Raw genomic sequence first — 26,434 nt, 5'->3', positions numbered from 1 at the left:
GCTGACTAGGGTTCAGGCAGAAAGGTCACCAATGAGCTGGATTGAACGAATTAAAAGCAACATTACTCCCACCCGCAAGGCAAGCATTCCTGAAGGGGTGTGGACCAAGTGTGATAGCTGCGGTCAGGTTTTATACCGTGCTGAGCTGGAACGTAATCTTGAGGTCTGTCCGAAGTGTGACCATCATATGCGCATGTCGGCGCGCAATCGCCTGCATAGCCTGTTAGATGAAGGTTCTCTTGTGGAACTGGGTAGCGAGCTTGAGCCGAAAGACGTGCTGAAGTTTCGTGACTCCAAAAAATACAAAGACAGACTGGCTTCTGCGCAGAAAGAAACCGGCGAGAAAGATGCGCTGGTGGTGATGAAAGGCACGCTCCACGGTATGCCGGTCGTTGCTGCTGCATTCGAGTTCGCGTTTATGGGCGGCTCCATGGGCTCTGTGGTCGGCGCGCGTTTTGTCCGTGCCGTTGAGCAGGCGCTGGAAGACAACTGTCCACTGATCTGCTTCTCTGCTTCTGGCGGGGCGCGTATGCAGGAAGCGCTGATGTCTTTGATGCAGATGGCGAAAACCTCTGCTGCGCTGGCGAAAATGCAGGAACGCGGTTTACCGTATATTTCTGTACTGACCGACCCAACAATGGGTGGTGTTTCCGCAAGCTTCGCGATGCTGGGCGATCTCAACATTGCAGAACCGAAAGCACTGATCGGCTTCGCTGGTCCGCGTGTTATCGAGCAAACCGTACGTGAGAAACTGCCGCCGGGATTCCAGCGCAGCGAGTTCCTGATTGAAAAAGGCGCTATCGATATGATCGTTCGCCGTCCGGAAATGCGCCTGAAACTGGCAAGCATCCTGGCGAAGCTGATGAATCTTCCTGCGCCGAATCCGGATGAGCCGCGTGAAGGCGAAGTGGTACCTCCGGTTCCCGATCAGGAACCAGAGGCCTGATAGTTTACGCTATGGGTTTCGGGTTGCAGGCAGGCGACAAGAGTGTTAATCCCGATGAACTTACACCGTTAAGTGATTCGGGAGTGCGAGTACAGCCAACACATCTGCAACGTGGAAAACGACGTGTAAAAAAGGGCAGGCCGGTTGGCGCTGCCCTTTTGCTTTTCTCAACGTAAAGAATCTACAGGCATCATGGACAATAAACGTATCCCTCAAGCCGCGTCGCCCCTGGCGTCGTGGCTTTCTTATCTTGAAAACCTGCACAGTAAAACCATCGATCTGGGCCTTGAACGCGTCAGCGAGGTGGCGCGTAAACTGGGTGTGTTGAAACCTGCGCCATTTGTTTTTACGGTGGCAGGAACCAATGGGAAAGGCACAACCTGTCGTACGCTGGAATCTGTGCTGACTGCGGCAGGCTATAAAGTTGGGGTGTACAGTTCGCCTCATCTGGTGCGCTACACGGAACGCGTACGCGTGCAGGGGCGTGAACTGCCGGAATCAGCTCATACCGCCTCGTTTGCTGAGATTGAAGACGCACGTGGTGACATTTCCCTGACTTACTTTGAATACGGTACGTTATCGGCACTCTGGCTGTTTAAACAGGCCCAACTGGATGTTGTTATTCTGGAAGTGGGGTTAGGCGGCCGCCTTGACGCCACCAATATCGTCGATGCCGATGTCGCAGTAGTCACCAGTATTGCGCTTGACCATACTGACTGGCTGGGCCCGGATCGCGAAAGTATTGGTCGTGAGAAGGCAGGGATTTTCCGCGCAGAGAAACCGGCCATCGTCGGCGAACCGGAAATGCCTTACACCATCGCGGATGTCGCTCAGGAGAGCGGGGCGATTTTGCAACGTTGCGGTGTGGACTGGCGCTATGCGGTCACGGAGAACGACTGGTCGTTTACTGATGCTCATGGAACGCTGGCGCACCTGCCGTTGCCGCAGGTGCCACAACCTAATGCTGCAACCGCACTGGCCGCACTGCGCGCAAGCGGCCTTAACGTCAGCGAGCAGGCCATTCGTGACGGTATCGAACAAGCGATTTTACCGGGACGCTTCCAGATTGTGAGCGAGTCGCCGCGGGTGATTTTTGATGTTGCCCATAACCCGCATGCGGCGGAGTATCTGACCGGACGTCTGAAAAAGTTAGTGAAAAGCGGGCGTGTACTTGCGGTTATCGGTATGCTACATGATAAAGATATTGCCGGTACGTTGGCCTGGCTGAAAAGTGTGGTTGACGACTGGTACTGTGCGCCCCTGGAAGGGCCGCGTGGTGCAACGGCAGAACAGCTGCTGGAGCACCTGGGCAAAGGCAACGCTTATGACAGCGTGGCGCAGGCATGGGCTGCGGCACTTGCTGAGGCGAAGCCAGAAGATACCGTGTTGGTGTGTGGATCGTTTCACACTGTCGCACATGTCATGGAAGTAATAGACGTGGGGAGAAGCGGTGGCGAGTAAGTTTCAGAACCGATTAGTCGGCACAATTGTGCTGGTCGCGCTCGGGGTAATTGTGCTTCCCGGGCTGCTTGACGGCCAGAAAAAGCATTATCAGGATGAATTTGCAGCGATCCCACTGGTGCCTAAACCCGGCGATCGCGATGAACCAGACATGATGCCAGCAGCAACGCAGGCGCTGCCGACTCAGCCGCCGGAAGGGGCGGCAGAAGAGGTGCGTGCGGGTGATGCTGCCGCGCCATCGTTGGATCCATCACGTTTGACGACGGCAAACAGCGCAGAGTTAGATCCTGTCCCTGCGCCTGTGGAACCACCGAAACCTAAACCGAAGCCGCAGCCTGTTGCTGTCGCCCCGACGCCAACGCCGGCACCGACTCCAGCGCTGAAACCGGCCGCTGAGGAAGCGCCAGCCCCAACCGGCAAAGCGTATGTTGTACAGCTCGGTGCATTGAAAAACGCGGATAAGGTCAATGAGATCGTGGGTAAACTTCGTGGCGCGGGCTTCCGGGTATATACTTCCCCGTCAACGCCGGTGCAGGGTAAAATAACCCGCATTCTCGTAGGACCTGACGCCTCCAAAGATAAGCTGAAGAACTCGCTGGGCGAGCTGCAGAAGATCTCTGGTTTGAGCGGGGTGGTGATGGGGTATACCCCTAACTAAGGGATTGCGTTACGTTGCTCTGATGTAGGCCGGACAAGGCGTTTACACCGCCATCCGGCAGTGCCCGAAGAGGCATAAAATCGTATGGCGTTGAAGATTTTTTCAGCGCCATTTTTATTTACGCGTGGAAAGGAAATCCCTACGCAAACGTTTTCTTTTTCTGTTAGAATGCGCCCCGAACAGGACGACAGGGCGTAAAATCGTGGGACACATATGGTCTGGATTGATTACGCCATTATCGCGGTGATTGGTTTTTCCTGTCTGGTTAGCCTGATCCGTGGCTTTGTTCGTGAAGCATTATCGTTGGTGACTTGGGGTTGTGCTTTCTTTGTCGCCAGCCATTACTACACTTACCTGTCTGTCTGGTTTACGGGCTTTGAAGACGAACTGGTTCGAAATGGGATTGCTATCGCGATACTGTTCATCGCGACACTTATCGTCGGCGCTATCGTTAACTTTGTGATAGGCCAACTGGTAGAGAAAACAGGACTGTCGGGTACCGACAGGGTGTTGGGGATCTGCTTCGGTGCTTTGCGTGGAGCGTTGATCGTCGCCGCCATACTGTTCTTTCTCGATACCTTTACCGGTCTGTCGAAAAGTGAAGACTGGGGTAAGTCACAGCTGATCCCGCAGTTCAGTTTCATCATCAGATGGTTCTTTGACTATCTGCAAAGCTCGTCAAGTTTCTTGCCCAAAGTATAAACTTTGGGTCGTTGCTGAACGAGGAAAAGACGTATGTGCGGTATTGTCGGTATCGCCGGTGTTATGCCGGTAAACCAGTCGATTTATGACGCGTTAACGGTGCTCCAGCATCGTGGTCAGGATGCTGCGGGCATCATCACCATTGATGCCAACAACTGCTTCCGCTTGCGTAAAGCAAACGGAATGGTGAGCGATATTTTTGAAGCGCGCCATATGCAGCGTTTGCAGGGCAATATGGGCATCGGTCATGTGCGTTACCCAACGGCTGGCAGCTCCAGCGCCTCCGAAGCTCAACCTTTTTACGTCAACTCACCGTATGGCATTACGCTTGCCCACAATGGCAACCTGACCAACGCGCATGAGTTGCGTAAAAAGCTGTTTGAAGAAAAGCGCCGCCACATCAATACCACTTCAGATTCTGAAATTCTGCTGAATATTTTCGCCAGCGAGCTGGATAACTTCCGTCATTACCCGCTGGAAGCCGACAATATTTTTGCTGCCATTGCGGCAACCAACCGCCAGATTCGCGGCGCCTATGCCTGCGTGGCGATGATTATCGGTCACGGTATGGTTGCCTTCCGCGACCCTAACGGTATCCGTCCGCTGGTGATGGGCAAACGCGATATTGGCGATGGCCGTACCGAGTACATGGTGGCGTCTGAGAGCGTAGCGCTGGATACGCTGGGCTTTGAATTCTTGCGTGACGTAGCACCTGGCGAAGCGGTGTACATCACCGAAAAAGGCCAGCTGTTTACCCGTCAGTGTGCCGATAACCCGGTGAGCAATCCATGTCTGTTTGAATACGTTTACTTCGCACGTCCTGACTCCTTTATCGACAAGATTTCCGTCTACAGCGCCCGTGTGAATATGGGGACTAAGCTTGGCGAAAAAATTGCCCGTGAGTGGGAAGATCTGGACATCGACGTAGTAATCCCAATCCCGGAAACCTCCTGTGATATCGCGCTGGAAATTGCCCGTATTCTCGGTAAGCCGTACCGCCAGGGGTTTGTGAAAAACCGCTATGTGGGCCGTACCTTTATCATGCCGGGCCAGCAGTTGCGTCGTAAATCTGTGCGCCGTAAGCTGAATGCTAACCGTGCGGAATTCCGTGATAAAAACGTGCTGCTGGTGGATGACTCCATCGTGCGTGGCACCACCTCAGAACAGATTATCGAGATGGCGCGTGAAGCCGGAGCGAAGAAGGTGTATCTGGCCTCTGCCGCCCCGGAAATTCGCTTCCCGAACGTTTATGGCATCGATATGCCTACGGCGACGGAGCTGATTGCGCATGGTCGTGAAGTGGACGAGATTCGCCAGATAATCGGCGCAGATGGTCTGATCTTCCAGGATCTGAACGATCTGATTGAAGCTGTCCGTGCTGAGAACCCGGATATTCAGCAGTTTGAATGTTCAGTATTTAACGGCGTGTACGTTACCAAAGACGTCGACCAGCAATATCTCGATTTCCTCGACTCCCTGCGTAATGACGATGCCAAAGCGGTATTGCGTCAGAACGAAGCGGAAAACCTTGAGATGCACAACGAAGGTTAATGTTTGCTCGCAAGCAAGGGCGCAACCTGCGTCCTTGCTTGCAACTCACAGTAATTTCCTGCAAAGTCGGCCCTGAGCAAGTAAGGGCGATTACACATGAAACGACTCATCATTGGTATTTCTGGTGCAAGCGGGGCAATTTACGGCGTGCGCCTGTTGCAGGTATTGCGTGACGTCACTGATGTGGAAACCCACCTGGTGATGAGTGCCGCTGCCCGACAGACGCTGGCGCTGGAAACGGACCTCTCTGTGCGCGACGTGCAGGCGCTGGCAAATGTGAATCATGATACCCGTGATATCGCCGCCAGTATCTCCTCCGGCTCTTTTCAGACCGCCGGAATGGTTATTCTGCCTTGTTCAATCAAAACGCTTTCTGGCATCGTCCACAGTTACACCGATGGGTTGCTTACCCGTGCGGCGGATGTGGTGTTGAAAGAACGCCGTCCGTTGGTGCTGTGTGTACGCGAAACGCCGCTGCATTTGGGGCATTTGCGATTGATGACGCAGGCGGCAGAAATTGGGGCGGTAATTATGCCACCAGTCCCGGCGTTTTATCATCGTCCGCAAACGCTCGATGATGTGATTAATCAAACGGTTAATCGCGTGCTTGACCAGTTTGATATTACCCTTCCGCAGGACCTGTTCACCCGCTGGCAAGGGGCGTAAGCCGTTCCATCAGCGTGCAAAGAATCATCCGTTGCCCTGTTTCAGGGCAATTTTGTAACCGCGATCATATCCTCAACATTTAATTCGTTAAAACTCAACGAAACGCTGCGGTTCAACCGCCAGACCTGCTATCTTCAAAATCAGGACATTATTGCAACGTTTTATTAACATATTTAACGTCGAATATCCTCATCGACGTGAAAATGGCATAAGACATGCATGAAAAAGTCTGCAAACACACAACACAACGTAAAACATAATAAAATTACGCCACTTGAGGGTTATGTATGAAGAAGACGGTTCTTGCTTTGTCTTTGCTGGTAGGACTCTCCGCCACCGCGGCCAGCTACGCAGCACTTCCGCAGACGGTTCGTATTGGTACAGATACAACGTACGCTCCTTTTTCCTCTAAAGATGCCAAAGGCGACTTTGTCGGCTTTGATATCGATCTGGGAAATGAGATGTGTAAGCGCATGCAGATCAAATGTACCTGGGTTGCCAGTGACTTTGATGCGCTGATCCCATCGCTGAAAGCGAAAAAAATTGATGCCATCATCTCCTCGCTTTCTATCACCGAAAAGCGTCAGCAAGAGATTGCGTTCTCAGACAAACTTTACGCTGCAGACTCACGTCTGATCGCCGCGAAAGGTTCCCCAATTCAGCCGACTCTGGATTCCCTCAAGGGTAAACACGTTGGCGTCCTGCAAGGCTCTACTCAGGAAGCCTATGCAAATGACAACTGGCGCAGCAAAGGCGTGGACGTGGTGGCCTATGCGAACCAGGACCTCATCTATTCTGACCTGACGGCAGGCCGTCTGGACGCGGCATTGCAAGATGAAGTCGCGGCCAGCGAAGGCTTCCTGAAGCAGCCTGCTGGTAAGGATTACGCTTTTGCCGGTCCGTCGGTGAAAGATAAAAAATACTTTGGTGACGGAACCGGGATTGGCTTGCGCAAAGATGATGCAGAGCTGAAAGCCGCTTTCGACAAAGCGCTGGGCGAACTGCGTAAAGACGGCACCTACGACAAAATGGCGAGCAAATATTTTAATTTTAATGTCTACGGCGATTAATACAGCGGCGTGGGGAATTGACTGCACCATTGCGGGTAACCATTTCGGTGCATAATAAATTCAGTGCACTGTTTTGGTGCTTTTATCGCTGACTTAATAAGCATGAGTGCATACTTAAGCGCTTTTCATGCAAATAAATACCGCCGACAGGGTAGAATGCTTTGCCTTGTCGGCCTGATTAATGGCACGATAACTGCACCTGGTCCTGTAAAGATCCCCTATAAAAGACAGTCTGTTGAGGATAGTTATGAAAAAACTGGTGTTGTCTCTTTCTCTGGTTCTGGCTTTCTCCAGTGCTACCGCAGCATTTGCAGCCATTCCGCAAAAAATTCGTATCGGTACCGATCCCACTTATGCGCCGTTCGAATCGAAGAATGCGCAGGGTGAATTAGTCGGTTTTGATATCGATCTGGCTAAAGAGCTGTGCAAACGTATCAATACGCAATGTACCTTCGTGGAAAACCCGCTGGACGCGCTGATCCCTTCGCTAAAAGCGAAGAAAATCGATGCCATCATGTCCTCGCTTTCCATTACTGAAAAACGTCAGCAGGAAATCGCATTTACCGACAAGCTTTATGCAGCCGATTCGCGTCTGGTTGTCGCTAAAGATTCTGCTATTCAGCCGACCATTGAGTCGCTGAAAGGTAAACGTGTTGGTGTGCTGCAGGGCACTACCCAGGAAACGTTCGGTAACGAACACTGGGCGCCAAAAGGTATTGAGATTGTCTCTTATCAGGGGCAGGACAATATCTATTCTGACCTGACTGCCGGGCGTATTGACGCCGCGTTCCAGGATGAAGTCGCGGCTAGCGAAGGCTTCCTGAAACAGCCAGTCGGTAAAGATTACAAATTCGGCGGCCCGTCTGTGAAAGACGAGAAGTTGTTCGGCGTGGGTACCGGTATGGGGCTGCGCAAAGACGATAACGAACTGCGCGAAGCGCTGAATAAAGCCTTTGCCGAAATGCGAGCTGACGGTACTTACGAGAAGCTGGCGAAAAAGTACTTCGATTTTGATGTTTACGGCGGTTAATTACCGCAGGTGCTGATAAAGCCCGTAGATTTTTGACGCGTTGAATTTATGCCCGATGGCACCGCGCTTATCTGGCCTACGGTGATTTTGTAGGCCGGATAAGGCAAGGCCGCCATCCGGCATTTAACGGTTAGTCTGAAATCAAAAGAGGCTTACTACTCCACCACACACGACAGGACAGGCAGCATGTTGTATGGCTTTTCAGGTGTTATTTTACAGGGCGCAATTGTTACGCTGGAGCTGGCACTCAGCTCGGTGGTACTGGCGGTTCTGATAGGTCTTGTCGGCGCAGCAGCAAAGCTGTCGCAAAGCCGGGCAATGGGGCTTATTTTCGAAGGGTACACAACGCTAATCCGCGGCGTGCCCGATCTGGTCTTAATGCTGCTCATCTTCTACGGATTACAAATCGCGCTGAATACCATTACCGATGCCATCGGTATCGGCCAGATTGATATTGATCCGATGGTTGCGGGCATTATCACCCTTGGATTTATCTACGGTGCCTACTTTACCGAAACTTTTCGCGGTGCGTTTATGGCTGTACCAAAAGGCCATATTGAAGCCGCGACGGCGTTTGGCTTTACCAGCTCACAAATATTTCGTCGCATTATGTTCCCGGCGATGATGCGATATGCCTTACCGGGAATCGGCAATAACTGGCAGGTTATTCTTAAGGCTACGGCGCTGGTATCGTTGCTTGGACTTGAAGACGTGGTGAAAGCGACTCAGCTTGCCGGGAAGAGTACCTGGGAGCCGTTCTATTTTGCCGTCGTGTGCGGGGTCATCTATCTGGTGTTTACCACTGTTTCTAATGGTGTGCTGCTGTACCTTGAGCGCCGCTATTCCGTGGGTGTGAAGAGGGCTGACCTGTGATCGAGATTATTCAGGAATACTGGAAGTCCCTGCTGTGGACCGACGGATATCGCTACACTGGCGTCGCTATCACCCTGTGGCTTTTGATTTCGTCAGTGGTGATGGGCGGGATACTGGCGCTGTTTTTGGCAATTGGTCGTGTTTCCAGTAATAAATTTATCCAGTTCCCTATCTGGCTATTCACCTATATTTTTCGTGGGACGCCGCTGTACGTACAGCTACTGGTGTTTTATTCCGGGATGTATACGCTGGAAATAGTTAAAGGCACGGACTTCCTCAACGCGTTTTTCCGCAGCGGGCTGAATTGCACCGTGCTGGCGCTGACGCTGAATACCTGCGCCTATACCACGGAGATTTTCGCCGGGGCTATTCGTTCCGTGCCTCACGGTGAGATTGAGGCTGCGCGCGCATACGGTTTCTCGTCATTCAAACTGTATCGCTGCATTATTTTACCTTCCGCGCTGCGTATTGCGCTGCCGGCATACAGCAATGAAGTCATTTTAATGCTGCACTCCACGGCGCTGGCATTTACTGCAACGGTACCTGATTTGTTGAAAATCGCTCGCGATATCAACTCGGCAACGTATCAGCCGTTTACCGCCTTCGGTATTGCCGCTGTGCTGTATTTGATTATTTCGTATGTCCTGATCAGTCTGTTCCGTAAAGCGGAAAAACGCTGGTTGCAGCATGTATCCTCTAAATGATTCGAGTAACACGATGTCTGAAAATAAATTAAACGTTATCGATTTACATAAGCACTACGGCGAACATGAAGTGCTGAAAGGGGTATCGCTGCAGGCCAACGCGGGTGATGTTATCAGCATTATTGGCTCGTCAGGTTCCGGTAAAAGTACCTTCCTGCGCTGCATTAACTTTCTCGAGAAACCGAGTGCCGGGTCGATTGTCGTCAGCGGTCAGAACATTGGTCTGGTGCGCGACAAAGACGGCCAGTTGAAGGTTGCGGACAAAAATCAGCTACGCCTGCTGCGTACGCGTCTGACGATGGTCTTTCAGCACTTTAATCTGTGGAGTCACATGACAGTGCTGGAAAACGTCATGGAAGCGCCGATTCAGGTGTTGGGGCTGAGCAAGCAGGAAGCTCGCGACCGTGCGGTGAAGTATCTGGCTAAAGTGGGCATTGATGAGCGCGCACAGGGCAAATATCCGGTGCACCTGTCCGGTGGTCAGCAGCAGCGTGTTTCCATTGCCCGTGCGCTGGCGATGGAACCGGAAGTGTTGCTGTTTGATGAACCTACGTCGGCGCTTGATCCTGAGCTGGTGGGTGAAGTGCTGCGCATTATGCAACAGCTGGCTGAAGAGGGGAAAACCATGGTGGTGGTGACCCACGAAATGGGGTTTGCTCGTCATGTTTCCACGCACGTGATTTTCCTGCATCAGGGGAAAATTGAGGAAGAGGGCGACCCGGAGCAGGTATTCGGTAATCCGCAAAGCCCGCGTTTGCAGCAGTTCCTTAAAGGATCGCTGAAGTAAGTCAACAGCCCGGAGGCGCTACGCTTTCCGGGCTTACAATTTTAGCGCGTCGCGCTCCAGCCGAAACACCCAGTCGTCGTAGGCGATGCCGTCAATCTCATACGCCTTTTCCAGTACCTGCGTACGTACAAAGCCTGTCTTTTCCAGAATACGGATTGAACCCTTGTTATCCGCCAGCGCGTATGCGTTTATCGCCGTCACACCTGCATGATCGAAGGCATACTGGCACACCGCGCGGACGGCTTCGCTGGCAATACCTTTCCCCTGAGCCTGTGGCATGATGGCGTAGCCGAGGTCGGCTTCCTGCGGGTAAAGATGGCTGATTTGCAGACCAATATCGCCAAGTGGCATCGGGCTGTTATGTTCGCGGATGACGAAAGTGTGCTGTGCGGCCAGACGTCTGGCGAATAACAGCCGCGTATCTTTCGCCGGGGCGATGTTGCCCATATAGCGCATGACTTCAGGACATTCACGGAGTTTCTGGAAAAATGACCAGTCAGAAAATTGAAACAAAGAGAGGGTAAGTCGGGGAGTCGATATTATCGCCATAACGTCGCCATTGCGGAAATCCTAGTCTATAACCTTACCACCACAACGGCGACTGTGAATAGCGCTTAGGGGTTATCGGATGACATCCGCCAGCGCTTCTTCTAAATCGTACCAGCGAAACGTAAAACCGGAAGCTTCCAGGCGTTTGGGCAATGCGCGTTGTCCACCAAGGACCAGTACTGACGATTCCCCCATCAGCAGTCGCATAGCGGTGGCGGGAATGCGCAGAATGGCAGGGCGGTTCAGAGCGTGACCCAGCGCGTGGGCAAACTGCTCATTGTGCACTGGGTATGGCGAAACCATATTGAAGGGACCGCGTAGATCGTTATTCAGCAGCCAGATAATTCCGTTGACCATATCATCAACATGGATCCAGGCCATATACTGGCGTCCATTACCGATCGGGCCGCCTAAGCCAAGACGAAACGGCGGAACCATTTTTGCCAGAATGCCGCCTGCTGAGGCCAGTACCACGCCGGTACGCAGCATACACACGCGGGTTTTGTCGCTTTGCGCAGTGCTGGCAATTTGCTCCCAGCGGACGCACAGCTTGTGGGTAAATTCGTTATGCGGTGGCTCTTCTTCCGTAACCACAACTTCGCCCAAATCACCGTAGTAACCGGTAGCGGAACCGGAGATTAACACTGAGGGCGGCGTCTCGCTGGCATTGATTAAATCGACCAGTTTCTGCGTAATGCCCCAACGGCTCTGGCACAAGCGTTCCTTTTGCTGTGCGCTCCAGCGCTTATCTGCAATAGGCTCTCCGGCAAGGTTAATCACGGCATCAATATTATTGAGATGTTGCCGCTCTTCCAGTCCTTTCCATAACGTGACCCGAGAGTCGAGAATCTGACGAGCCTTATCAGGGGTACGTGTCACTACGATTATCTGATGCCCCAGTTCCAGCAGGCAGGGGATCAGATGACGTCCAATCAGGCCAGTACCGCCGGTAATCAGAATCTGCATGTCGCCTCCCGGGTTACGTTTTAGCGCTGCCAGCTCAGCGTCATTGATACTGAGTCGGCGTAACGCAATGCGTGAAGTTTATCTATCTCGACTTCAGCATAAGTGACCCAGTGATGTTCGCGTGCGATATCGAGCACATCTTGAGTTAATTTTTCTAACAATGAGAAGCGGTTACCCTCCACGTGGGCAATGATGCTTTTGGTTATAGTGCGGTAATTCAGCGCGTCGTTGATATCTTCGCTGGTACGCGCTTTGTCTGCCGGATAGTGAATGGCAATGTTGATGACGATATCCTGGCGGTTAAGGATCTCCTCTTCTTTAATGCCGATAAAGGTGCGCAGACGAAGGTTTTTTATACGAATAATAGCGTCAGGTTGTGACATTGCAGGTTTCCTCCATGTATGAACCTCTGCATGATACACGAGAACCGAATTGCGTCACCGCTTCTCACTCAGTGCTTGCTGCATGGCGCGTTCCGTGGCAGGACGCGTACGGATGCGTTCGTGCCAGTTATTGACCGCCGGGTAATTGTCGAGGTCGATGCGCTGACGCTGATGGGCGTGGATCCACGGCCAGCAGGCAATGTCAGCAATGCTGTAGTGATCGCCTCCCAGCCAGGGTGACGTTTCCAGACGTTTATTCATCACGTTGTACAGGCGCTGGGTTTCAACCTGATATCTTTCAATAGCGTAAGGGATCGTTTGCGGAGCGTAATGACTGAAATGATGATTCTGTCCCAGCATGGGGCCCAAACCGCTGACCTGCCAGAAAAGCCACTGCAGCGTGGTGTGGCGTTCGCGTAATTCACCGCTGAGCAGCTTACCGCTCTTCTCCGCCAGATAGAGTAAAATTTCTCCGGACTCAAACAAGCTGATGGGCCTTCCGCCATCTTCCGGCGCATGATCGATAATGGCCGGGATTTTATTGTTCGGCGAGATCAGCAGAAAATCGGGGCGAAACTGGCTGCCTTTGCTGATATCGACATGAATCAGACGGTATTGCAGCTGTGCCTCTTCAAGAAACAGCGTGATTTTGTGACCGTTTGGCGATGGCGTGTAATAGAGATCGATCATTTTCAGCATCCGTTTTGTCATGAACCGGGTCATTACAAGTATAGAGCCTGTTGGCGTGCGTGAGTTTTCATCAAGTGACAGCGAGAGAAAGACTCTATATTTTGAAGGCAAGCCAATACACTTCAGAGGACATTATGAGCAAATCTGCAATTACGCTGTGGTCAGATGCCAATTTTTTCTCCCCCTACGTGCTGTCTGTTTATGTCGCTCTGCAAGAGAAGGGGCTACCTTTCACGCTGAAAACCGTTGATCTCAATAGTGGTGAACACTTGCATCCTTCATGGCAAGGTTACGCCTTGACGCGCCGCGTACCGGTTCTTGAGATCGTTGGTTTTGAACTGAGCGAATCATCAGCGATTACGGAATTCCTGGAAGAGAGCTTTGCACCGCCACAGTGGGAGCGTATCTACCCACACGATGTACAAAAGCGCGCTCGGGCGCGCCAGGTTCAGGCGTGGATCCGCAGCGATTTAATGCCTATCCGTGAGGAACGATCAACAGATGTCGTTTTTGCTGGCGTGAAGAAAGGACCGTTAAGCGAAGCGGGAAAAGCCAGTGCGGAAAAACTGTTCGCTACTGCGAGCAGTTTACTGAGCCACGGTAAGCAGAATTTATTTGGCGAATGGTGTATCGCTGACTGTGATTTAGCGCTAATGCTTAATCGCCTGGTCCTGAATGGTGATGAGGTTCCAGAAGCGCTTGCGGAATACGCCGCCTTCCAGTGGCAGCGCGCTTCAGTACAGCGTTTTATCGCGCTTTCAGCGAAGCGTTCCTGCTGAAAAACGGGCCGTAATCCAGTATCATTACAAGGTGATTTTCAGCGAGGAGTGAGTGATGAAACTGATGTTCGCATCGGACATTCATGGTTCGTTGCCAGCCACGGAACGCGTACTCGAACGGTTTGCTGCAAGCGGCGCGCAATGGCTGGTGATATTGGGTGATGTTTTAAACCACGGGCCGCGTAATGCGCTTCCAGAAGGCTATGCACCTGCGCAGGTTGCTGAACGGCTGAATGAGCTGGCATCGCGAATTATTGCGGTGCGTGGTAATTGCGACAGCGAAGTGGATCAGATGCTCCTGCATTTTCCGATGACTGCGCCGTGGCAGCAAATTCTGACAGAAAACCAGCGACTCTTTTTGACGCACGGACACCTTTTTGGCCCGCAAAATATGCCGGTGCTCAATGCGGGCGATGTTCTGGTTTATGGGCATACTCATCTGCCGGTTGCTGAGCGGCGCGAGGGTATCTATCATTTCAATCCCGGCTCGGTAAGCATCCCGAAAGGGGGCTTTGCGGCAAGTTACGGGATTCTGGATGATAATGTTCTCAGCGTAATGGCACTCAATGATCAAAGTGTTATTGCACAGGTCGAGATTAATCCGTAATTTACCCCACAAACATAAACGCGCCGTAAGAGCGCCAGAAAAAAGAAGGTTTCCTGATGGTGGAACAGCGTCGTTTGGCAAGTACTGAATGGGTGGATATTGTGAATGAAGACAACGAAGTCATTGCACAGTCCAGCCGGGAACAAATGCGGGCGCAACGCTTACGCCATCGTGCAACGTATATCGTTGTGCATGATGGTATGGGCAAAATTCTGGTTCAACGTCGCACTGAGACAAAAGATTTTTTGCCCGGCATGCTGGATGCCACCGCAGGCGGTGTGGTTCAGGCTGACGAGCAGATGCTGGAATCAGCGCGTCGTGAAGCAGAAGAGGAACTGGGGATTGCGGGCGTGCCGTTTGCCGAGCATGGTCAGTTTTACTTTGAAGACCAGAACTGTCGCGTATGGGGTGGGTTGTTTAGCTGCGTTTCCCACGGACCGTTTGCGCTTCAGGAAGATGAGGTCAGTGAAGTTTGCTGGTTGACGCCGGAAGAAATTACCGCGCGCTGCGACGAATTTACACCGGACTCCCTGAAAGCCCTGGCGCTGTGGATGACCCGCAACGCCAAGAATGAAGGGGCGAAAGCCGAAAAGCAGGAAGAAGCTGAGTAAACTCTGTTCATCCGGCCTACTGCGTCGAGAAATCGAGTAGGCCGGACGCACACTTTTTAATGGTAACCCATCATCTGCGCGCCAATCACCACCACGCTGGACATAATAAACAGCAGTCCCAACAGTGTAGCACCTACCTTCAGCCAGTTACGAAAATCCACCCGACAAACGCCTAACGTAGCCATCAGAGATGCTGACGTCGGATAGATAATATGACTGAATCCGTCGCCAAACTGGAAGGCCAGGACTGTGACCTGACGGTTTACGCCAACCAGATCGCCCAACGGTGCCAGTAGCGGCATGGTTAACGCAGCCTGACCAGAGCCGGAAGTGACGAAGAAATTAAAAACTGCCTGGAACAACAGCATAAACCAAGCCGCGATGGCGTTATCCAGCCCGCTGATGCCATTGGCAATGCTGTGCAGCAGAGTGTTTAACATGCTGGCTTCACCCGCCTCTCCATTACCGACCAGCAGTAAAATGCCTTTGGCAAAACCAACCAGCAGGGCAGGGGCAATCATCATTCGTGCACCCTCAGTGAATGAGGAGGCCATGATGTTGACCGTCATGCCGTTGAGCCGAAACACGACGCCGATAATGCCAATCACCAGACCCATCGTGAAGAACTGACTGGCGATCTCAGGAATAAACCACGCGTTGACGATAACGCCCCAGACAACCCAAATCATCACCGCGGTCAGCACCAGTAGCACTAACCAGTCGCCCAGCGTGAAGCGTCGTTCCACGACTTCGTCCTGTTGCTCGCGAAAGAAGCGGTCGGATTCATGTACCCGGGACAAAAGCGGATTCTTTTTGATTCGCGCCGCATAGGCCAGCGTGAAGGTCAGCCCGATTAGTGTAGCGATCACCCAGACCACGATGCGTAGCCCGGAACCAGAGAGCACCGGTACCCCCGCAATACCTTGCGCGACCACCACGCAAAATGGGTTCATCCATGAGCTGGCGAAACCAATCTGAGTCGCGATATAGGTAACCAGCACGGTGGTGATACTGTCGTAACCTAGCCGTACCATCAAAGGCGCGATGATAATGGCAAAGGCAACAGCCTCTTCCCCCATGCCAAACACCGCGCCGCCTAAGGAGAAGAGAATAAACAGCACTGGGATAAACAGGACCTCGTTGCCCCGCGTATGGCGAATGAGCGCCAGGATGCCGTTATCAATGGTGCCGGTACGCATAACGATGCCGAATGCGCCGCCAATGACCAGCATAAACATAATGATGCCGACAGCAGTGCCGAATTTCGAGCCGGAAGTTAATCCTTCAAACGGGAAATTCATCAGGCCTGGGCGTTCATCTCCGGTGGTGAATAACTGCACCCGGTGATACTGCTCTTCACCTGCGTCGTTGGTCAGAATACGAAAGGAATGGGGGTCAACCACCTTACGGGTTTTGGTTTGTCCATCAACCTGATACTGAACTTCCTGGCTGTCGAACAACCCGACGGGAACAACCCATGTTGCCAGACTGGTTAAAATGGCGACGAAAAAAATAATCACCAGCGTGTCGGGCATCGCCCATTTTTTAGCTGGCTGTGATTCTGTTACTGCTGACATGAAAGACTATCCCTGTTGCAACGCAAAAGAGAGTAAGTATGCGAACAGAAGAATAGTTATTCATTGATGCAGCGCATCCAGGCAAATGTTTCAGATTATGCCAAAGGGGAAAAAGACATAAAAAAACCGGAAATATCAGCTATTTCCGGTTTGATAAGCAGATGTGTTGCCGGATAAGAGATCCGGCACACTCGGCAGATTATTGCTGCTGCTGGGAAGACTGGATCGCGGTCAGTGCGATGGTGTAGACGATATCGTCTACCAGCGCGCCACGAGACAGGTCGTTCACCGGCTTGCGCATACCCTGCAGCATTGGCCCGATGGAGATCAGGTCGGCAGAACGCTGTACCGCTTTGTAAGTGGTGTTACCGGTGTTCAGATCCGGGAAGATGAACACGGTAGCGCGACCTGCAACCGGAGAGTTCGGCGCTTTGGATTTCGCTACGTCAGCCATAACAGCGGCGTCGTACTGCAGCGGACCGTCGATCATCAGGTCAGGACGTTTTTCCTGTGCCAGACGGGTTGCTTCGCGAACTTTCTCTACGTCACTACCTGCACCAGAAGTACCGGTGGAGTAGGAGAGCATCGCTACTCGCGGTTCGATACCGAAGGCAATTGCGGAATCAGCGGACTGAATCGCGATTTCTGCCAGCTGCTCTGCAGTCGGATCCGGGTTGATCGCGCAGTCGCCGTAAACGTAAACCTGATCCGGCAGCAGCATGAAGAACACGGAAGACACCAGAGAGCTACCCGGTGCAGTTTTGATCAGCTGCAGCGGCGGACGGATGGTGTTCGCGGTGGTGTGTACTGCACCAGAAACCAGACCGTCAACATCGTCCTGTTCCAGCATCAGGGTACCGAGAACCACGTTGTCTTCCAGCTGTTCGCGGGCAACGGTTTCGGTCATACCTTTGTTTTTACGCAGTTCGACCAGGCGAGCAACGTAGCTTTCGCGAACCACATCTGGATCAACGATTTCTACACCAGCGCCCAGTTCAACGCCCTGAGAGGCTGCAACGCGGGTGATCTCATCCGGGTTACCCAGCAGTACGCAGGTTGCGATACCACGTTCAGCACAGATGGCTGCCGCTTTAACGGTGCGCGGTTCGTCACCTTCCGGCAGAACAACGCGTTTGCCCGCTTTGCGCGCCAGCTCGGTCAACTGATAACGGAACGCTGGCGGAGACAGACGACGGCTACGCTCAGAGGTTGCCGTCAGGGATTCAATCCAGTCAGCGTTGATGTAGTTAGCAACGTATTCCTGAACTTTCTCAATGCGCTCGTGATCGTCAACCGGAACTTCCAGGTTGAAGCTCTGCAGGCTCAGAGAGGTCTGCCAGGTGTTGGTGTTCACCATGAATACCGGCAGGCCGGTTTCAAATGCACGTTCGCACAGTTTAGTGATGCGCGCGTCCATTTCGTAGCCGCCAGTCAGCAGCAGGGCACCGATTTCCACGCCGTTCATGGCCGCCAGGCATGCTGCAACCAGCACGTCAGGACGATCTGCGGAAGTTACCAGCAGGGAGCCTGCGCGGAAGTGTTCCAGCATATGTGGAATGCTGCGTGCGCAGAACGTCACAGACTTCACGCGACGGGTGTTGATATCGCCTTCGTTAACGATGGTGGCGTTCAGATGACGCGCCATATCGATTGCACGAGTAGCGATCAGATCGAAGCTCCATGGCACCGCGCCCAGAACCGGCAGCGGACTGGATTCTTGCAGTTTAGCCGGATCAACTTTGATCACTTTCGCTTTGGAAGAGTCGTCGAAAATCTCGGACAGATCCGGGCGAGTACGGCCCTGCTCATCAACCGGTGCGTTCAGTTTGTTAACGATTACGCCGGTGATGTTGGTGTTTTTCGCGCCGCCGAAGCTGCTGCGAGTCAGTTCAATACGCTCGTTCAGCTGTTCCGGGGTGTCGGTACCCTGAGACATAACGAAGACGATTTCCGCGTTCAGCGTTTTCGCGATTTCGTAGTTCAGAGACTGCGCGAACTGATGTTTACGGGTTGGGACCAGGCCTTCAACCAGTACAACTTCAGCGTCTTTGGTGTTCGCGTGGTAGTTAGCGATGATCTCTTCCATCAGCACATCTTTCTGATTGCTGGACAGCAGAGATTCAACGTGGCTCATCTTCAGCGGCTCTGCGGCTGGCAGAGAAGAGTTAGCACGGACGATGCTGGTAGTCTGGTCTGGCGCATCGCCACCGGCACGCGGTTGAGCGATCGGCTTAAAGACGCTCAGACGAACGCCTTTGCGTTCCATTGCGCGGATCACGCCAAGGCTGACGCTGGTCAGGCCGACGCTGGTTCCGGTAGGGATCAGCATAATAATACGGGACACGGTTTATCCTCTTTCGTTACCGCCAATTTAGACGGGTTACAAAACAGCACCGCCAGCTAGGCTGGCGGTGTGAAATCAGGCAGTCAGGCGGCTCGCGTCTTGCGCGATAACCAGTTCTTCGTTGGTTGGGATAACCAGCGCAGGACGGGTACCTTCTTTGTTGATGAAACCAGATTTGCCGAAACGTGCGGCCAGGTTACGTTCGTGGTCAACTTCAAAGCCCAGAACGCCCAGTTTGCCCAGAGACAGTTCACGAACCATCGCTGCGTTTTCACCGATACCACCGGTGAAGACAACTGCATCCAGACGACCATCCATCAGCGCAGTGTAAGAACCGATGTATTTCGCCAGACGGTGGCAGTAAACGTCCATTGCACGTTTAGCGTCTTCTTTAGTAGCGTAGTTATCTTCAACATAACGGCAGTCGCTGGTGACTTCGGTCAGACCCAGCAGGCCGGACTCTTTGGTCAGCATTTTGTTGATCTGGTCAACGCTCATGCCCAGGGTATCGTGCAGGTGGAAGATGATCGCCGGGTCGATGTCACCGGAACGCGTACCCATCACCAGACCTTCCAGCGGGGTTAGACCCATGGAGGTATCAACACATTTACCGTTACGGATAGCAGATACAGAACCGCCATTGCCCAGGTGGCAAGTGATGATGTTCAGCTCTTCAACCGGTTTGTTCAGCACTTTTGCCGCTTCCTGAGTGACGAAGAAGTGGCTGGTACCGTGCGCGCCGTAACGACGAACGCCGTGTTCTTTGTACAGGCTGTACGGCAGAGCATAGAGGTAAGACTCTTCCGGCATAGTCTGATGGAACGCGGTGTCGAATACAGCCACGTTTTTGTCTTTCAGATTAGGGAAGGATTTCAGCGCTTCTGCGATACCGATCAGGTGAGCCGGGTTATGCAGTGGTGCGAAAGAGGCAGAATCTTTGATGCCCTGAATAACGGAATCATCGATAACCACGGAGCTGGTGTACTTCTCGCCGCCGTGTACGATACGGTGACCAATAGCGGTCAATTGCGCAGACAATTCTGGTTTTTGTGCCAGAATAGTGTTAACGATAAAGTTCAGCGCTTCACTGTGAGCGGCGCCTGCACCTAAAGCCGCTTCTTGTTTACCGCCGTCCATTTTCCACTTGATACGTGCTTCTGGGAGATGGAAACATTCGGCTAAACCAGAGAGGTATTCTTCACCGTTTACTGCATCGATGATGGCAAATTTCAGTGAGGAGCTACCGCAGTTCAGAACCAGTACTAACTTACTCGACATGGAAGTACCTATTTATGATACGTGGCTAAAAAAACGTCAGGGAGTCATAGAGCGTAGCGCATGATGACACCGACGTTTATGATTAACATCATGCGCCATAGTCTTTTTGGGCACGATGGAATAAATACCTTTGAGTCTATGTCATTTTGCGTATTTTTCAGGCAATGGCATAATGTATGCCAATTTGACGACTCAATGATTTTGGACTACAGGCCTTACAGGCCGGCACAGGATACCTGAATGTGGGTATCAAAGACAAAATGTTTTGAACGATGTCCCTTGTAGTTGTTGTTTTGCACAAATTTTTTAATTTTTATATGTGAAGTTGAGGTAACCGCCATGTCGACACCGGATAATCGCTCCGTCAATTTTTTCAGCTTGTTTCGCCGGGGGCAGCACTATGCAAAGACGTGGCCAATGGAAAAGCGCCTTGCGCCCGTGTTTGTTGAGAACCGCGTGATCCGCATGACGCGTTACGCGATCCGTTTTATGCCGCCTATCGCCGTCTTCACCTTATGTTGGCAAATTGCGTTAGGGGGGCAGTTGGGCCCGGCCGTGGCGACTGCGCTGTTTGCGCTTAGCCTGCCGATGCAGGGGATGTGGTGGCTGGGAAAACGTTCTGTAACGCCGCTGCCGCCTTCAATTCTCAATTGGTTCTACGAAGTTCGGGGTAAATTGCAAGAAGCTGGGCAGGCGCTCTCTCCGGTAGAAGGAAAGCCGGATTACCAGGCGCTGGCTGACACGCTTAAGCGCGCCTTCAAACAACTGGATAAAACTTTCCTTGATGATTTGTAATTGACCCCTGATTACGCATATAAAAGAAGGCACAAAATGCCTTCTTTTTTTTCATCTCAGTAGTAGTGATACAGGAGTCCCAAATGGAAATGACCAACGCTCAACGTCTGATTTTGTCGAATCAGTACAAAATGATGACTATGCTCGATCCAACTAACGCCGAGCGTTATCGTCGTTTGCAGACGATTATTGAACGCGGTTACGGCTTGCAGATGCGTGAGCTGGATCGTGAGTTTGGTGAACTGACGGAAGAAACCTGTCGTACGATTATCGATATTATGGAGATGTATCACGCATTACATGTGTCCTGGACTAATCTTAAGGATGCGCAGGCTATTGATGAGCGTCGCGTGACCTTCCTCGGTTTTGACGCCGCAACGGAAGCCCGTTTCCTCGGGTACGTTCGTTTTATGGTCAATGTGGAAGGTCGTTACACCCACTTTGATGCGGGTACGCATGGCTTCAACGCCCAGACCCCAATGTGGGAAAAATATCAGCGTATGCTGAATGTTTGGCACTCTTGCCCGCGTCAGTATCACCTGAGCGCGAATGAAATTAACCAAATCATTAATGCCTGAGGGGGCGAGCGTGCAGTGCAAAGGTTTTCTGTTTGATCTGGATGGAACGTTGGTCGATTCCTTACCCGCAGTAGAGCGTGCGTGGTGCAACTGGGCCGATCGCTTCGGCCTCGATCACGCCGAGGTACTCGGCTTTATTCATGGCAAGCAGGCCATTACCTCCCTGCGACACTTTATGGTGGGCAAGTCTGAGGCAGAGATCGCCGCGGAATTTACCCGTCTGGAACAGATCGAAGCGACGGAAACCGCCGGGATCACCGCGCTGCCGGGGGCAGTTGATTTACTCAACCATCTCAATAAAGCAGGTATTCCATGGGCGATTGTGACCTCCGGTTCTATGCCGGTCGCACGTGCGCGTCATCGTGTTGCCGGGCTTCCTGCTCCTGAAGTGTTTGTCACCGCCGAGCGGGTAAAAAGAGGGAAACCAGAGCCAGACGCGTATCTGTTAGGCGCTCAGCTTCTGGGCCTGGCACCGCAGGAATGTGCAGTCGTGGAAGATGCCCCCGCCGGGGTGCTCTCAGGACTGGCTGCTGGGTGTCATGTCATCGCGGTTAACGCGCCAGCGGATACGCCGCGTCTGGACGAAGTTGATTTTTCGCTGACCAGTCTGGAACATATTTCTGTGACCAAACAACCCAACGGAAATGTGGTCGTTATAAGAAATACCTGATCATGATTTAGCCCCAGATTGTTGGGGCTTTTTTATGGCAGAATCAGTCCATCCCTCTCATTTAACAAGGATATGTTGTGAACGGTGAATTGATATGGGTTCTCTCATTGCTGGCGATTGCCGTCGTCTTGTTTGCAACTGGCAGAGTGCGTATGGACGCGGTCGCTTTGCTGGTCATTATTGCCTTTGTTCTGAGCGGAACATTGAGCATCACAGAGGCTTTTTCCGGGTTCAGCGATCCTAACGTTATTTTGATAGCGGCTTTATTCATTATCGGCGACGGCCTGGTGCGTACCGGCGTGGCGACGGTAATGGGGGCCTGGCTGGTGAAGGTCGCCGGCAGCAGTGAAGTCAAAATGCTGGTGTTGCTGATGATAACCGTAGCCGGACTCGGTGCCTTCATGAGTTCGACCGGTGTGGTCGCCATCTTTATTCCGGTTGTCTTAAGCGTTTCCATGCGCATGCAAATCTCCCCCTCACGGCTGATGATGCCGTTGAGCTTTGCCGGATTGATAAGCGGCATGATGACGCTGGTGGCAACGCCGCCGAACCTGGTCGTCAACAGTGAATTGTTACGTGAAGGACTTAACGGTTTTAGCTTTTTTAGCGTAACCCCACTGGGACTGGTGGTGTTGGTACTCGGCATAATTTATATGCTGGTGATGCGTTTTATGCTGAAAGGTGAAGACTCCGGGCAGCCGGGAGACGGCTGGAAGCGCCGGACCTTTCGCGATCTGATCAAAGAATATCGCCTGACAGGGCGTGCCCGTCGCCTGGCGATTCGCCCGGGTTCTCCCATGATTGGCCAACGTCTGGATGACCTGAAATTGCGTGAACGCTACGGGGCAAACGTGATTGGTGTTGAACGCTGGCGGCGTTTTCGCCGCGTGATTGTCGATGTTAACGGGGTTTCTGAGTTCCGTGCCCGTGACGTATTGCTGATCGATATGTCAGCGGCCGACGTTGACCTGCGTGAGTTTTGCAGCGAGCAACTGTTGGAGCCGATGGTGCTGCGTGGTGAATACTTCTCCGAGCAGGCGCTTGATGTGGGTATGGCCGAGATTTCATTGATTCCTGAATCGGAATTGATCGGCAAAACGGTACGGGAAATCGCTTTTCGTTCGCGTTACGGGCTTAATGTCGTCGGACTGAAGCGTGATGGTACGGCACTGGCCGGAGCGGTGGTTGATGAACCACTACTGATGGGCGATATCATTCTGGTGGTGGGCAACTGGAAACTCATCACTTTGTTGGGGCAAAAAGGGCGCGATTTCGTGGTGCTGAATATGCCCGTGGAAGTCAGTGAAGCTTCTCCGGCGCACAGCCAGGCGCCGCATGCGATTTTCTGTCTGGTGCTGATGGTCGCGTTAATGCTCACCGATGAAATCCCTAATACAGTTGCCGCGATTATCGCCTGTTTGCTGATGGGAAAATTCCGCTGCATCGATGCCGAAAGCGCCTACAAAGCCATTCACTGGCCAAGTATTATTTTGATTGTCGGAATGATGCCTTTTGCGCTGGCATTACAAAAAACGGGCGGTGTTGATCTGGTGGTTAAAGGGCTAATGGACGTTGGTGGAGGGTACGGCCCGTATATGATGCTGGGCTGTCTGTTCGTGCTGTGCGCGACCATTGGGTTATTTATCTCTAACACTGCGACGGCGGTACTGATGGCGCCGATTGCGCTGGCGGCAGCAAAGTCGATGGGCGTTTCGCCGTATCCTTTTGCAATGGTGATTGCGATGGCGGCTTCCGCAGCCTTTATGACGCCAGTTTCTTCACCGGTAAACACACTGGTACTCGGGCCGGGTAACTACAGCTTTAGCGATTTCGTAAAAATTGGCGTGCCGTTTACCATCATTGTGATGGTGGTGTGCGTGGTGATGATCCCAATGCTGTTTCCGTTTTGATTTTTATGTGCCGGATGGCGGCTAACGCCTTATCCGGCCTACAAAGGTAACGTCGTCGCAAACTTACAATGGAGAATCCTGACTGATTTCATCTAATGAAAGGTGAAAACTCGGGACGAACACGTCCATAAAGTAGTCCATCTCTTCGCTGCGTCGTGACTCCAGCGTTTTTTCCAGACGTGTTTTCGCCAGCAGAAATTCGTTGTTACCGGCAGAGAGTTCTTCCAGGCACTTCAGATACGCGCACAGGGCATCGGCCTGTTTAACAATCGACCTCTCTTCTTCACTTAAGGCATGTTCATCAATGAGCGGCGCAAAAATATCGCGCAGCTCATCGGGAACCATATCGACCAGTTTTTGTTGGGCAATTTTCTCTATCGCTTTATATTCTTGGGCAATCTGCGAGTTGAAATATTTCACTGGGGTAGGGAGATCGCCGGTTAACACCTCTGACGCATCGTGATACATCGCCAGCAGGGCAATACGCTCAGCATTAACCTGACCACCAAATTTACGGTTTTTAATTGCGGCCAGCGCATGGGCAACCATGGCAACCTGCAGACTGTGTTCGGACACGTTTTCGGTGCGCACGTTGCGCATCAGCGGCCAGCGGTTAATGAGTTTCAGACGGGAGAGGTGGGCAAAAAAGTGGCTCTGCTTCATAACGACCCTTACTCAGTGACTTCAGTAACGGTATTTTGCGCAGAGAGTGCTACCGGATGCAAACCCGGCAGCACTTTGCGTGGTTACAGCTGGCGATACCCTGACAGGAAACGCTCAAATTTACTCAGCGACATTTCGATATCGTCAATGCGCGGTAGCGTGACGATGCGGAAATGATCCGGCCACGGCCAGTTGAATGCCGTCCCCTGGACCAGCAGTACTTTTTCCTGCAACAGGAAGTCGAGTACCATTTTCTGGTCGTCATGAATATTGAAGCGTTTAGCATCAATTTTCGGGAACATATACAGCGCACCGCGCGGTTTTACGCAAGAGACGCCGGGGATGTCATTAAGCAGTTCCCAGGCGCGGTTACGTTGCTCATACAGACGCCCGCCTGGCATGATGAATTCGCTGATGCTCTGATATCCACCCAGTGCGGTCTGAATGGCATGTTGTGCCGGAACGTTGGCACACAGGCGCATAGAAGCCAGCATCTCAAGGCCTTCGATATACCCTTTGGCATGTTTCTTCGGTCCGTTCAGTACCATCCAGCCCTGGCGGAAACCGGCAACACGATAGGTTTTTGACAGGCCGTTAAAGGTAATAGTCAGCAGGTCAGGGGCCATTGCCGCAATCGAGTGGTGCTCGGCGTCATCGTAAAGAATTTTGTCGTAAATCTCGTCCGCAAAGATGATGAGATTGTTTTGGCGGGCAATCTCAACAATCTCCATCAGCAGCTCTTTAGAATACACCGCGCCAGTAGGGTTGTTTGGGTTGATGATGACGATCCCACGGGTACGCGGCGTAATTTTGGCGCGGATATCATCCAGGTCCGGGAACCAGTCTGACGATTCGTCACACAGGTAGTGCACGGCATTACCACCAGAGAGCGAAACCGCCGCCGTCCACAGTGGATAATCAGGTGCAGGAACCAGCATTTCGTCCCCACTGTTTAGCAATGCCTGCATGGCCTGCACAATCAATTCAGATACGCCGTTACCGATATAGATATCTTCCACGGTTACGTCGCGCATCCCACGGGCCTGGTAATGCTGCATGATTGCTTTGCGGGCTGAATAAAGGCCTTTGGAATCGCAATATCCTTGCGCAGTTGGCAAATTGCGGATCACATCCACCAAAATTTCATCTGGCGCTTCAAACCCGAAAGGCGCAGGGTTGCCGATGTTCAGTTTCAGAACTTTGTTGCCTTCTTCTTCCAGGCGCTTTGCTTCCTTCAGAACCGGGCCGCGAATGTCATAACAGACGTTTTCTAATTTGCTGGATTTTTCAATGGGGGACATGAACGTTGACCTTTTTAGCTGTGAATGCCACTCCCTGCCGTGGAAGTCAGCCCAGCACAATGTACTCCCACGACGGTGAGTTTTGAAGGGTCTTTAGTAGAAGATTTTGGAAAGCAGGAGGATTATAATTCACTGTTAATGACTAAATAATGTGATTTTTGTAGAGTAATAATCTTGATTATTGTGTTTTTTGTGGTTTATGTTTTGCTTTGTTGGTGTGGGTATGGTGATTTGTCTGGTCAAAAAAAGTTAGGCCTGTAAAGAAAAAGTAGCTGAGATCTCAGC

Annotated in this window: 27 protein-coding genes; 18 read left to right on the top strand and 9 right to left on the bottom strand. The window is 52.2% G+C overall.

Going from position 1 to position 26,434, the window contains the following annotated elements; translation table 11 throughout:
- Positions 1-31 precede the first annotated feature (31 nt).
- The 11 genes from accD (at position 32) to hisP (ending at position 10,448) form a co-directional block, all read left to right on the top strand.
- A complete protein-coding gene (accD, locus tag BZK40_RS10110) occupies positions 32-946 on the top strand; it encodes an acetyl-CoA carboxylase, carboxyltransferase subunit beta (protein WP_003834797.1) in 915 nt (304 codons plus the stop codon).
- Positions 947-1,138: 192 nt separating this feature from the next.
- Positions 1,139-2,407 carry a bifunctional tetrahydrofolate synthase/dihydrofolate synthase gene (gene folC / locus BZK40_RS10105; protein ID WP_079934581.1) on the top strand — a complete coding sequence of 423 codons (1,269 nt, stop codon included), beginning with the start codon at positions 1,139-1,141 and terminating at the stop codon, positions 2,405-2,407.
- Positions 2,397-3,065, top strand: coding sequence for a cell division protein DedD (dedD, locus tag BZK40_RS10100; protein WP_008785357.1), 669 nt, complete (start codon positions 2,397-2,399; stop codon positions 3,063-3,065). Before folC ends, dedD begins: the two co-directional genes overlap by 11 nt.
- Before the next feature lie 213 nt (positions 3,066-3,278).
- On the top strand, positions 3,279-3,767 hold the full coding sequence (cvpA, locus tag BZK40_RS10095; protein ID WP_003028129.1) for a colicin V production protein: 489 nt from the start codon (positions 3,279-3,281) through the stop codon (positions 3,765-3,767).
- Positions 3,768-3,800: 33 nt separating this feature from the next.
- Positions 3,801-5,318 (top strand): amidophosphoribosyltransferase, encoded by a 1,518-nt coding sequence (purF, locus tag BZK40_RS10090; protein WP_003028127.1) that lies wholly within the window; start codon positions 3,801-3,803, stop codon positions 5,316-5,318.
- A 96-nt stretch (positions 5,319-5,414) separates the two neighbouring features.
- Positions 5,415-5,984: a UbiX family flavin prenyltransferase gene (locus tag BZK40_RS10085; RefSeq protein ID WP_003028125.1), complete on the top strand. Its 570-nt coding sequence runs from the start codon at positions 5,415-5,417 to the stop codon at positions 5,982-5,984.
- A 287-nt stretch (positions 5,985-6,271) separates the two neighbouring features.
- Entirely contained in the window at positions 6,272-7,054 is a 783-nt protein-coding gene (gene argT, locus BZK40_RS10080; RefSeq protein ID WP_006683634.1) for a lysine/arginine/ornithine ABC transporter substrate-binding protein ArgT, read from the top strand.
- Between the two features lie 247 nt (positions 7,055-7,301).
- Entirely contained in the window at positions 7,302-8,084 is a 783-nt protein-coding gene (gene hisJ / locus BZK40_RS10075) for a histidine ABC transporter substrate-binding protein HisJ (RefSeq protein WP_003028120.1), read from the top strand.
- A gap of 186 nt (positions 8,085-8,270) precedes the next feature.
- Positions 8,271-8,957, top strand: coding sequence for a histidine ABC transporter permease HisQ (locus BZK40_RS10070; protein ID WP_003028118.1), 687 nt, complete (start codon positions 8,271-8,273; stop codon positions 8,955-8,957).
- Positions 8,954-9,661, top strand: coding sequence for a histidine ABC transporter permease HisM (gene hisM, locus BZK40_RS10065; RefSeq protein WP_003028116.1), 708 nt, complete (start codon positions 8,954-8,956; stop codon positions 9,659-9,661). The genes BZK40_RS10070 and hisM overlap by 4 nt, the downstream gene beginning before the upstream one ends.
- Before the next feature lie 13 nt (positions 9,662-9,674).
- On the top strand, positions 9,675-10,448 hold the full coding sequence (gene hisP / locus BZK40_RS10060) for a histidine ABC transporter ATP-binding protein HisP (protein WP_003028114.1): 774 nt from the start codon (positions 9,675-9,677) through the stop codon (positions 10,446-10,448).
- Between the two features lie 33 nt (positions 10,449-10,481).
- Here hisP and BZK40_RS10055 read toward each other — a convergent pair whose 3' ends face one another.
- From BZK40_RS10055 to yfcG, 4 genes are all read right to left on the bottom strand, one after another.
- Positions 10,482-10,997: a GNAT family N-acetyltransferase gene (locus BZK40_RS10055; protein ID WP_079934580.1), complete on the bottom strand. Its 516-nt coding sequence runs from the start codon at positions 10,995-10,997 to the stop codon at positions 10,482-10,484.
- A 72-nt stretch (positions 10,998-11,069) separates the two neighbouring features.
- Positions 11,070-11,963: a TIGR01777 family oxidoreductase gene (locus BZK40_RS10050; protein ID WP_079934579.1), complete on the bottom strand. Its 894-nt coding sequence runs from the start codon at positions 11,961-11,963 to the stop codon at positions 11,070-11,072.
- Between the two features lie 20 nt (positions 11,964-11,983).
- Positions 11,984-12,346, bottom strand: coding sequence for a dihydroneopterin triphosphate 2'-epimerase (folX, locus tag BZK40_RS10045; protein ID WP_003028107.1), 363 nt, complete (start codon positions 12,344-12,346; stop codon positions 11,984-11,986).
- A 54-nt stretch (positions 12,347-12,400) separates the two neighbouring features.
- Positions 12,401-13,036, bottom strand: a complete 636-nt coding sequence (yfcG, locus tag BZK40_RS10040; protein WP_020996685.1) for a GSH-dependent disulfide bond oxidoreductase — start codon at positions 13,034-13,036, stop codon at positions 12,401-12,403.
- 134 nt (positions 13,037-13,170) lie between these two features.
- On the opposite strand from yfcG, the gene yfcF reads away from it, so the two are divergent.
- The 3 genes from yfcF to yfcD are packed head-to-tail and all read left to right on the top strand — an operon-like array spanning position 13,171 to position 15,033.
- Positions 13,171-13,815: a glutathione transferase gene (yfcF, locus tag BZK40_RS10035; RefSeq protein WP_079934578.1), complete on the top strand. Its 645-nt coding sequence runs from the start codon at positions 13,171-13,173 to the stop codon at positions 13,813-13,815.
- 55 nt (positions 13,816-13,870) lie between these two features.
- On the top strand, positions 13,871-14,422 hold the full coding sequence (yfcE, locus tag BZK40_RS10030; RefSeq protein ID WP_008785353.1) for a phosphodiesterase: 552 nt from the start codon (positions 13,871-13,873) through the stop codon (positions 14,420-14,422).
- Positions 14,423-14,478: 56 nt separating this feature from the next.
- Entirely contained in the window at positions 14,479-15,033 is a 555-nt protein-coding gene (gene yfcD, locus BZK40_RS10025; protein WP_003834775.1) for an NUDIX hydrolase YfcD, read from the top strand.
- 56 nt (positions 15,034-15,089) lie between these two features.
- Here the strand turns inward: yfcD and yfcC are convergent, their stop codons facing one another.
- The 3 genes from yfcC to ackA all read right to left on the bottom strand — a co-directional run bounded on the left by yfcC (position 15,090) and on the right by ackA (position 20,232).
- Positions 15,090-16,610, bottom strand: a complete 1,521-nt coding sequence (gene yfcC, locus BZK40_RS10020; protein WP_079934577.1) for a putative basic amino acid antiporter YfcC — start codon at positions 16,608-16,610, stop codon at positions 15,090-15,092.
- Positions 16,611-16,809: 199 nt separating this feature from the next.
- A complete protein-coding gene (gene pta / locus BZK40_RS10015) occupies positions 16,810-18,954 on the bottom strand; it encodes a phosphate acetyltransferase (RefSeq protein WP_008785351.1) in 2,145 nt (714 codons plus the stop codon).
- Between the two features lie 75 nt (positions 18,955-19,029).
- Positions 19,030-20,232: an acetate kinase gene (gene ackA, locus BZK40_RS10010; RefSeq protein ID WP_003834770.1), complete on the bottom strand. Its 1,203-nt coding sequence runs from the start codon at positions 20,230-20,232 to the stop codon at positions 19,030-19,032.
- Positions 20,233-20,571: 339 nt separating this feature from the next.
- Here ackA and yfbV point away from each other — a divergent pair, with 339 nt between their 5' ends.
- From yfbV to BZK40_RS09990, 4 genes are all read left to right on the top strand, one after another.
- On the top strand, positions 20,572-21,027 hold the full coding sequence (gene yfbV / locus BZK40_RS10005) for a terminus macrodomain insulation protein YfbV (protein WP_003028087.1): 456 nt from the start codon (positions 20,572-20,574) through the stop codon (positions 21,025-21,027).
- Between the two features lie 83 nt (positions 21,028-21,110).
- Positions 21,111-21,605 (top strand): YfbU family protein, encoded by a 495-nt coding sequence (locus tag BZK40_RS10000; protein ID WP_003028086.1) that lies wholly within the window; start codon positions 21,111-21,113, stop codon positions 21,603-21,605.
- The gene (locus BZK40_RS09995) at positions 21,598-22,275 is read left to right on the top strand and encodes a sugar phosphatase (RefSeq protein WP_008785348.1); all 678 of its coding nucleotides are present in this window, start codon (positions 21,598-21,600) and stop codon (positions 22,273-22,275) included. Before BZK40_RS10000 ends, BZK40_RS09995 begins: the two co-directional genes overlap by 8 nt.
- Before the next feature lie 77 nt (positions 22,276-22,352).
- On the top strand, positions 22,353-24,185 hold the full coding sequence (locus tag BZK40_RS09990) for an SLC13 family permease (RefSeq protein WP_048224738.1): 1,833 nt from the start codon (positions 22,353-22,355) through the stop codon (positions 24,183-24,185).
- Positions 24,186-24,248: 63 nt separating this feature from the next.
- Here the strand turns inward: BZK40_RS09990 and yfbR are convergent, their stop codons facing one another.
- Positions 24,249-24,848, bottom strand: a complete 600-nt coding sequence (gene yfbR, locus BZK40_RS09985; protein WP_003028083.1) for a 5'-deoxynucleotidase — start codon at positions 24,846-24,848, stop codon at positions 24,249-24,251.
- A gap of 83 nt (positions 24,849-24,931) precedes the next feature.
- Positions 24,932-26,149: an alanine transaminase AlaA gene (alaA, locus tag BZK40_RS09980; protein WP_003028082.1), complete on the bottom strand. Its 1,218-nt coding sequence runs from the start codon at positions 26,147-26,149 to the stop codon at positions 24,932-24,934.
- Positions 26,150-26,434: the final 285 nt, after the last annotated feature.

The sequence above is a fragment of the Citrobacter portucalensis genome, from assembly GCF_002042885.1.
GTDB lineage: Bacteria > Pseudomonadota > Gammaproteobacteria > Enterobacterales > Enterobacteriaceae > Citrobacter > Citrobacter portucalensis.
Note: the sequence above shows the minus strand (reverse complement) of the source record. Positions and strands in the feature narration are given on the sequence as shown.

Excerpts from the sequence above, each read along its gene's own strand:
- accD (WP_003834797.1), top strand. The coding sequence starts at position 32 with ATGAGCTGGATTGAACGAATTAAAAGCAACATTACTCCCACCCGCAAG.
- folC (WP_079934581.1), top strand. The coding sequence starts at position 1,139 with ATGGACAATAAACGTATCCCTCAAGCCGCGTCGCCCCTGGCGTCGTGG.
- cvpA (WP_003028129.1), top strand. The coding sequence starts at position 3,279 with ATGGTCTGGATTGATTACGCCATTATCGCGGTGATTGGTTTTTCCTGT.
- purF (WP_003028127.1), top strand. The coding sequence starts at position 3,801 with ATGTGCGGTATTGTCGGTATCGCCGGTGTTATGCCGGTAAACCAGTCG.
- BZK40_RS10085 (WP_003028125.1), top strand. The coding sequence starts at position 5,415 with ATGAAACGACTCATCATTGGTATTTCTGGTGCAAGCGGGGCAATTTAC.
- argT (WP_006683634.1), top strand. The coding sequence starts at position 6,272 with ATGAAGAAGACGGTTCTTGCTTTGTCTTTGCTGGTAGGACTCTCCGCC.
- hisJ (WP_003028120.1), top strand. The coding sequence starts at position 7,302 with ATGAAAAAACTGGTGTTGTCTCTTTCTCTGGTTCTGGCTTTCTCCAGT.
- BZK40_RS10070 (WP_003028118.1), top strand. The coding sequence starts at position 8,271 with ATGTTGTATGGCTTTTCAGGTGTTATTTTACAGGGCGCAATTGTTACG.
- hisP (WP_003028114.1), top strand. The coding sequence starts at position 9,675 with ATGTCTGAAAATAAATTAAACGTTATCGATTTACATAAGCACTACGGC.
- BZK40_RS10055 (WP_079934580.1), bottom strand. The coding sequence starts at position 10,997 with ATGGCGATAATATCGACTCCCCGACTTACCCTCTCTTTGTTTCAATTT.
- BZK40_RS10050 (WP_079934579.1), bottom strand. The coding sequence starts at position 11,963 with ATGCAGATTCTGATTACCGGCGGTACTGGCCTGATTGGACGTCATCTG.
- folX (WP_003028107.1), bottom strand. The coding sequence starts at position 12,346 with ATGTCACAACCTGACGCTATTATTCGTATAAAAAACCTTCGTCTGCGC.
- yfcG (WP_020996685.1), bottom strand. The coding sequence starts at position 13,036 with ATGATCGATCTCTATTACACGCCATCGCCAAACGGTCACAAAATCACG.
- yfcF (WP_079934578.1), top strand. The coding sequence starts at position 13,171 with ATGAGCAAATCTGCAATTACGCTGTGGTCAGATGCCAATTTTTTCTCC.
- yfcE (WP_008785353.1), top strand. The coding sequence starts at position 13,871 with ATGAAACTGATGTTCGCATCGGACATTCATGGTTCGTTGCCAGCCACG.
- yfcD (WP_003834775.1), top strand. The coding sequence starts at position 14,479 with ATGGTGGAACAGCGTCGTTTGGCAAGTACTGAATGGGTGGATATTGTG.
- yfcC (WP_079934577.1), bottom strand. The coding sequence starts at position 16,610 with ATGTCAGCAGTAACAGAATCACAGCCAGCTAAAAAATGGGCGATGCCC.
- ackA (WP_003834770.1), bottom strand. The coding sequence starts at position 20,232 with ATGTCGAGTAAGTTAGTACTGGTTCTGAACTGCGGTAGCTCCTCACTG.
- yfbV (WP_003028087.1), top strand. The coding sequence starts at position 20,572 with ATGTCGACACCGGATAATCGCTCCGTCAATTTTTTCAGCTTGTTTCGC.
- BZK40_RS10000 (WP_003028086.1), top strand. The coding sequence starts at position 21,111 with ATGGAAATGACCAACGCTCAACGTCTGATTTTGTCGAATCAGTACAAA.
- BZK40_RS09995 (WP_008785348.1), top strand. The coding sequence starts at position 21,598 with ATGCCTGAGGGGGCGAGCGTGCAGTGCAAAGGTTTTCTGTTTGATCTG.
- yfbR (WP_003028083.1), bottom strand. The coding sequence starts at position 24,848 with ATGAAGCAGAGCCACTTTTTTGCCCACCTCTCCCGTCTGAAACTCATT.
- alaA (WP_003028082.1), bottom strand. The coding sequence starts at position 26,149 with ATGTCCCCCATTGAAAAATCCAGCAAATTAGAAAACGTCTGTTATGAC.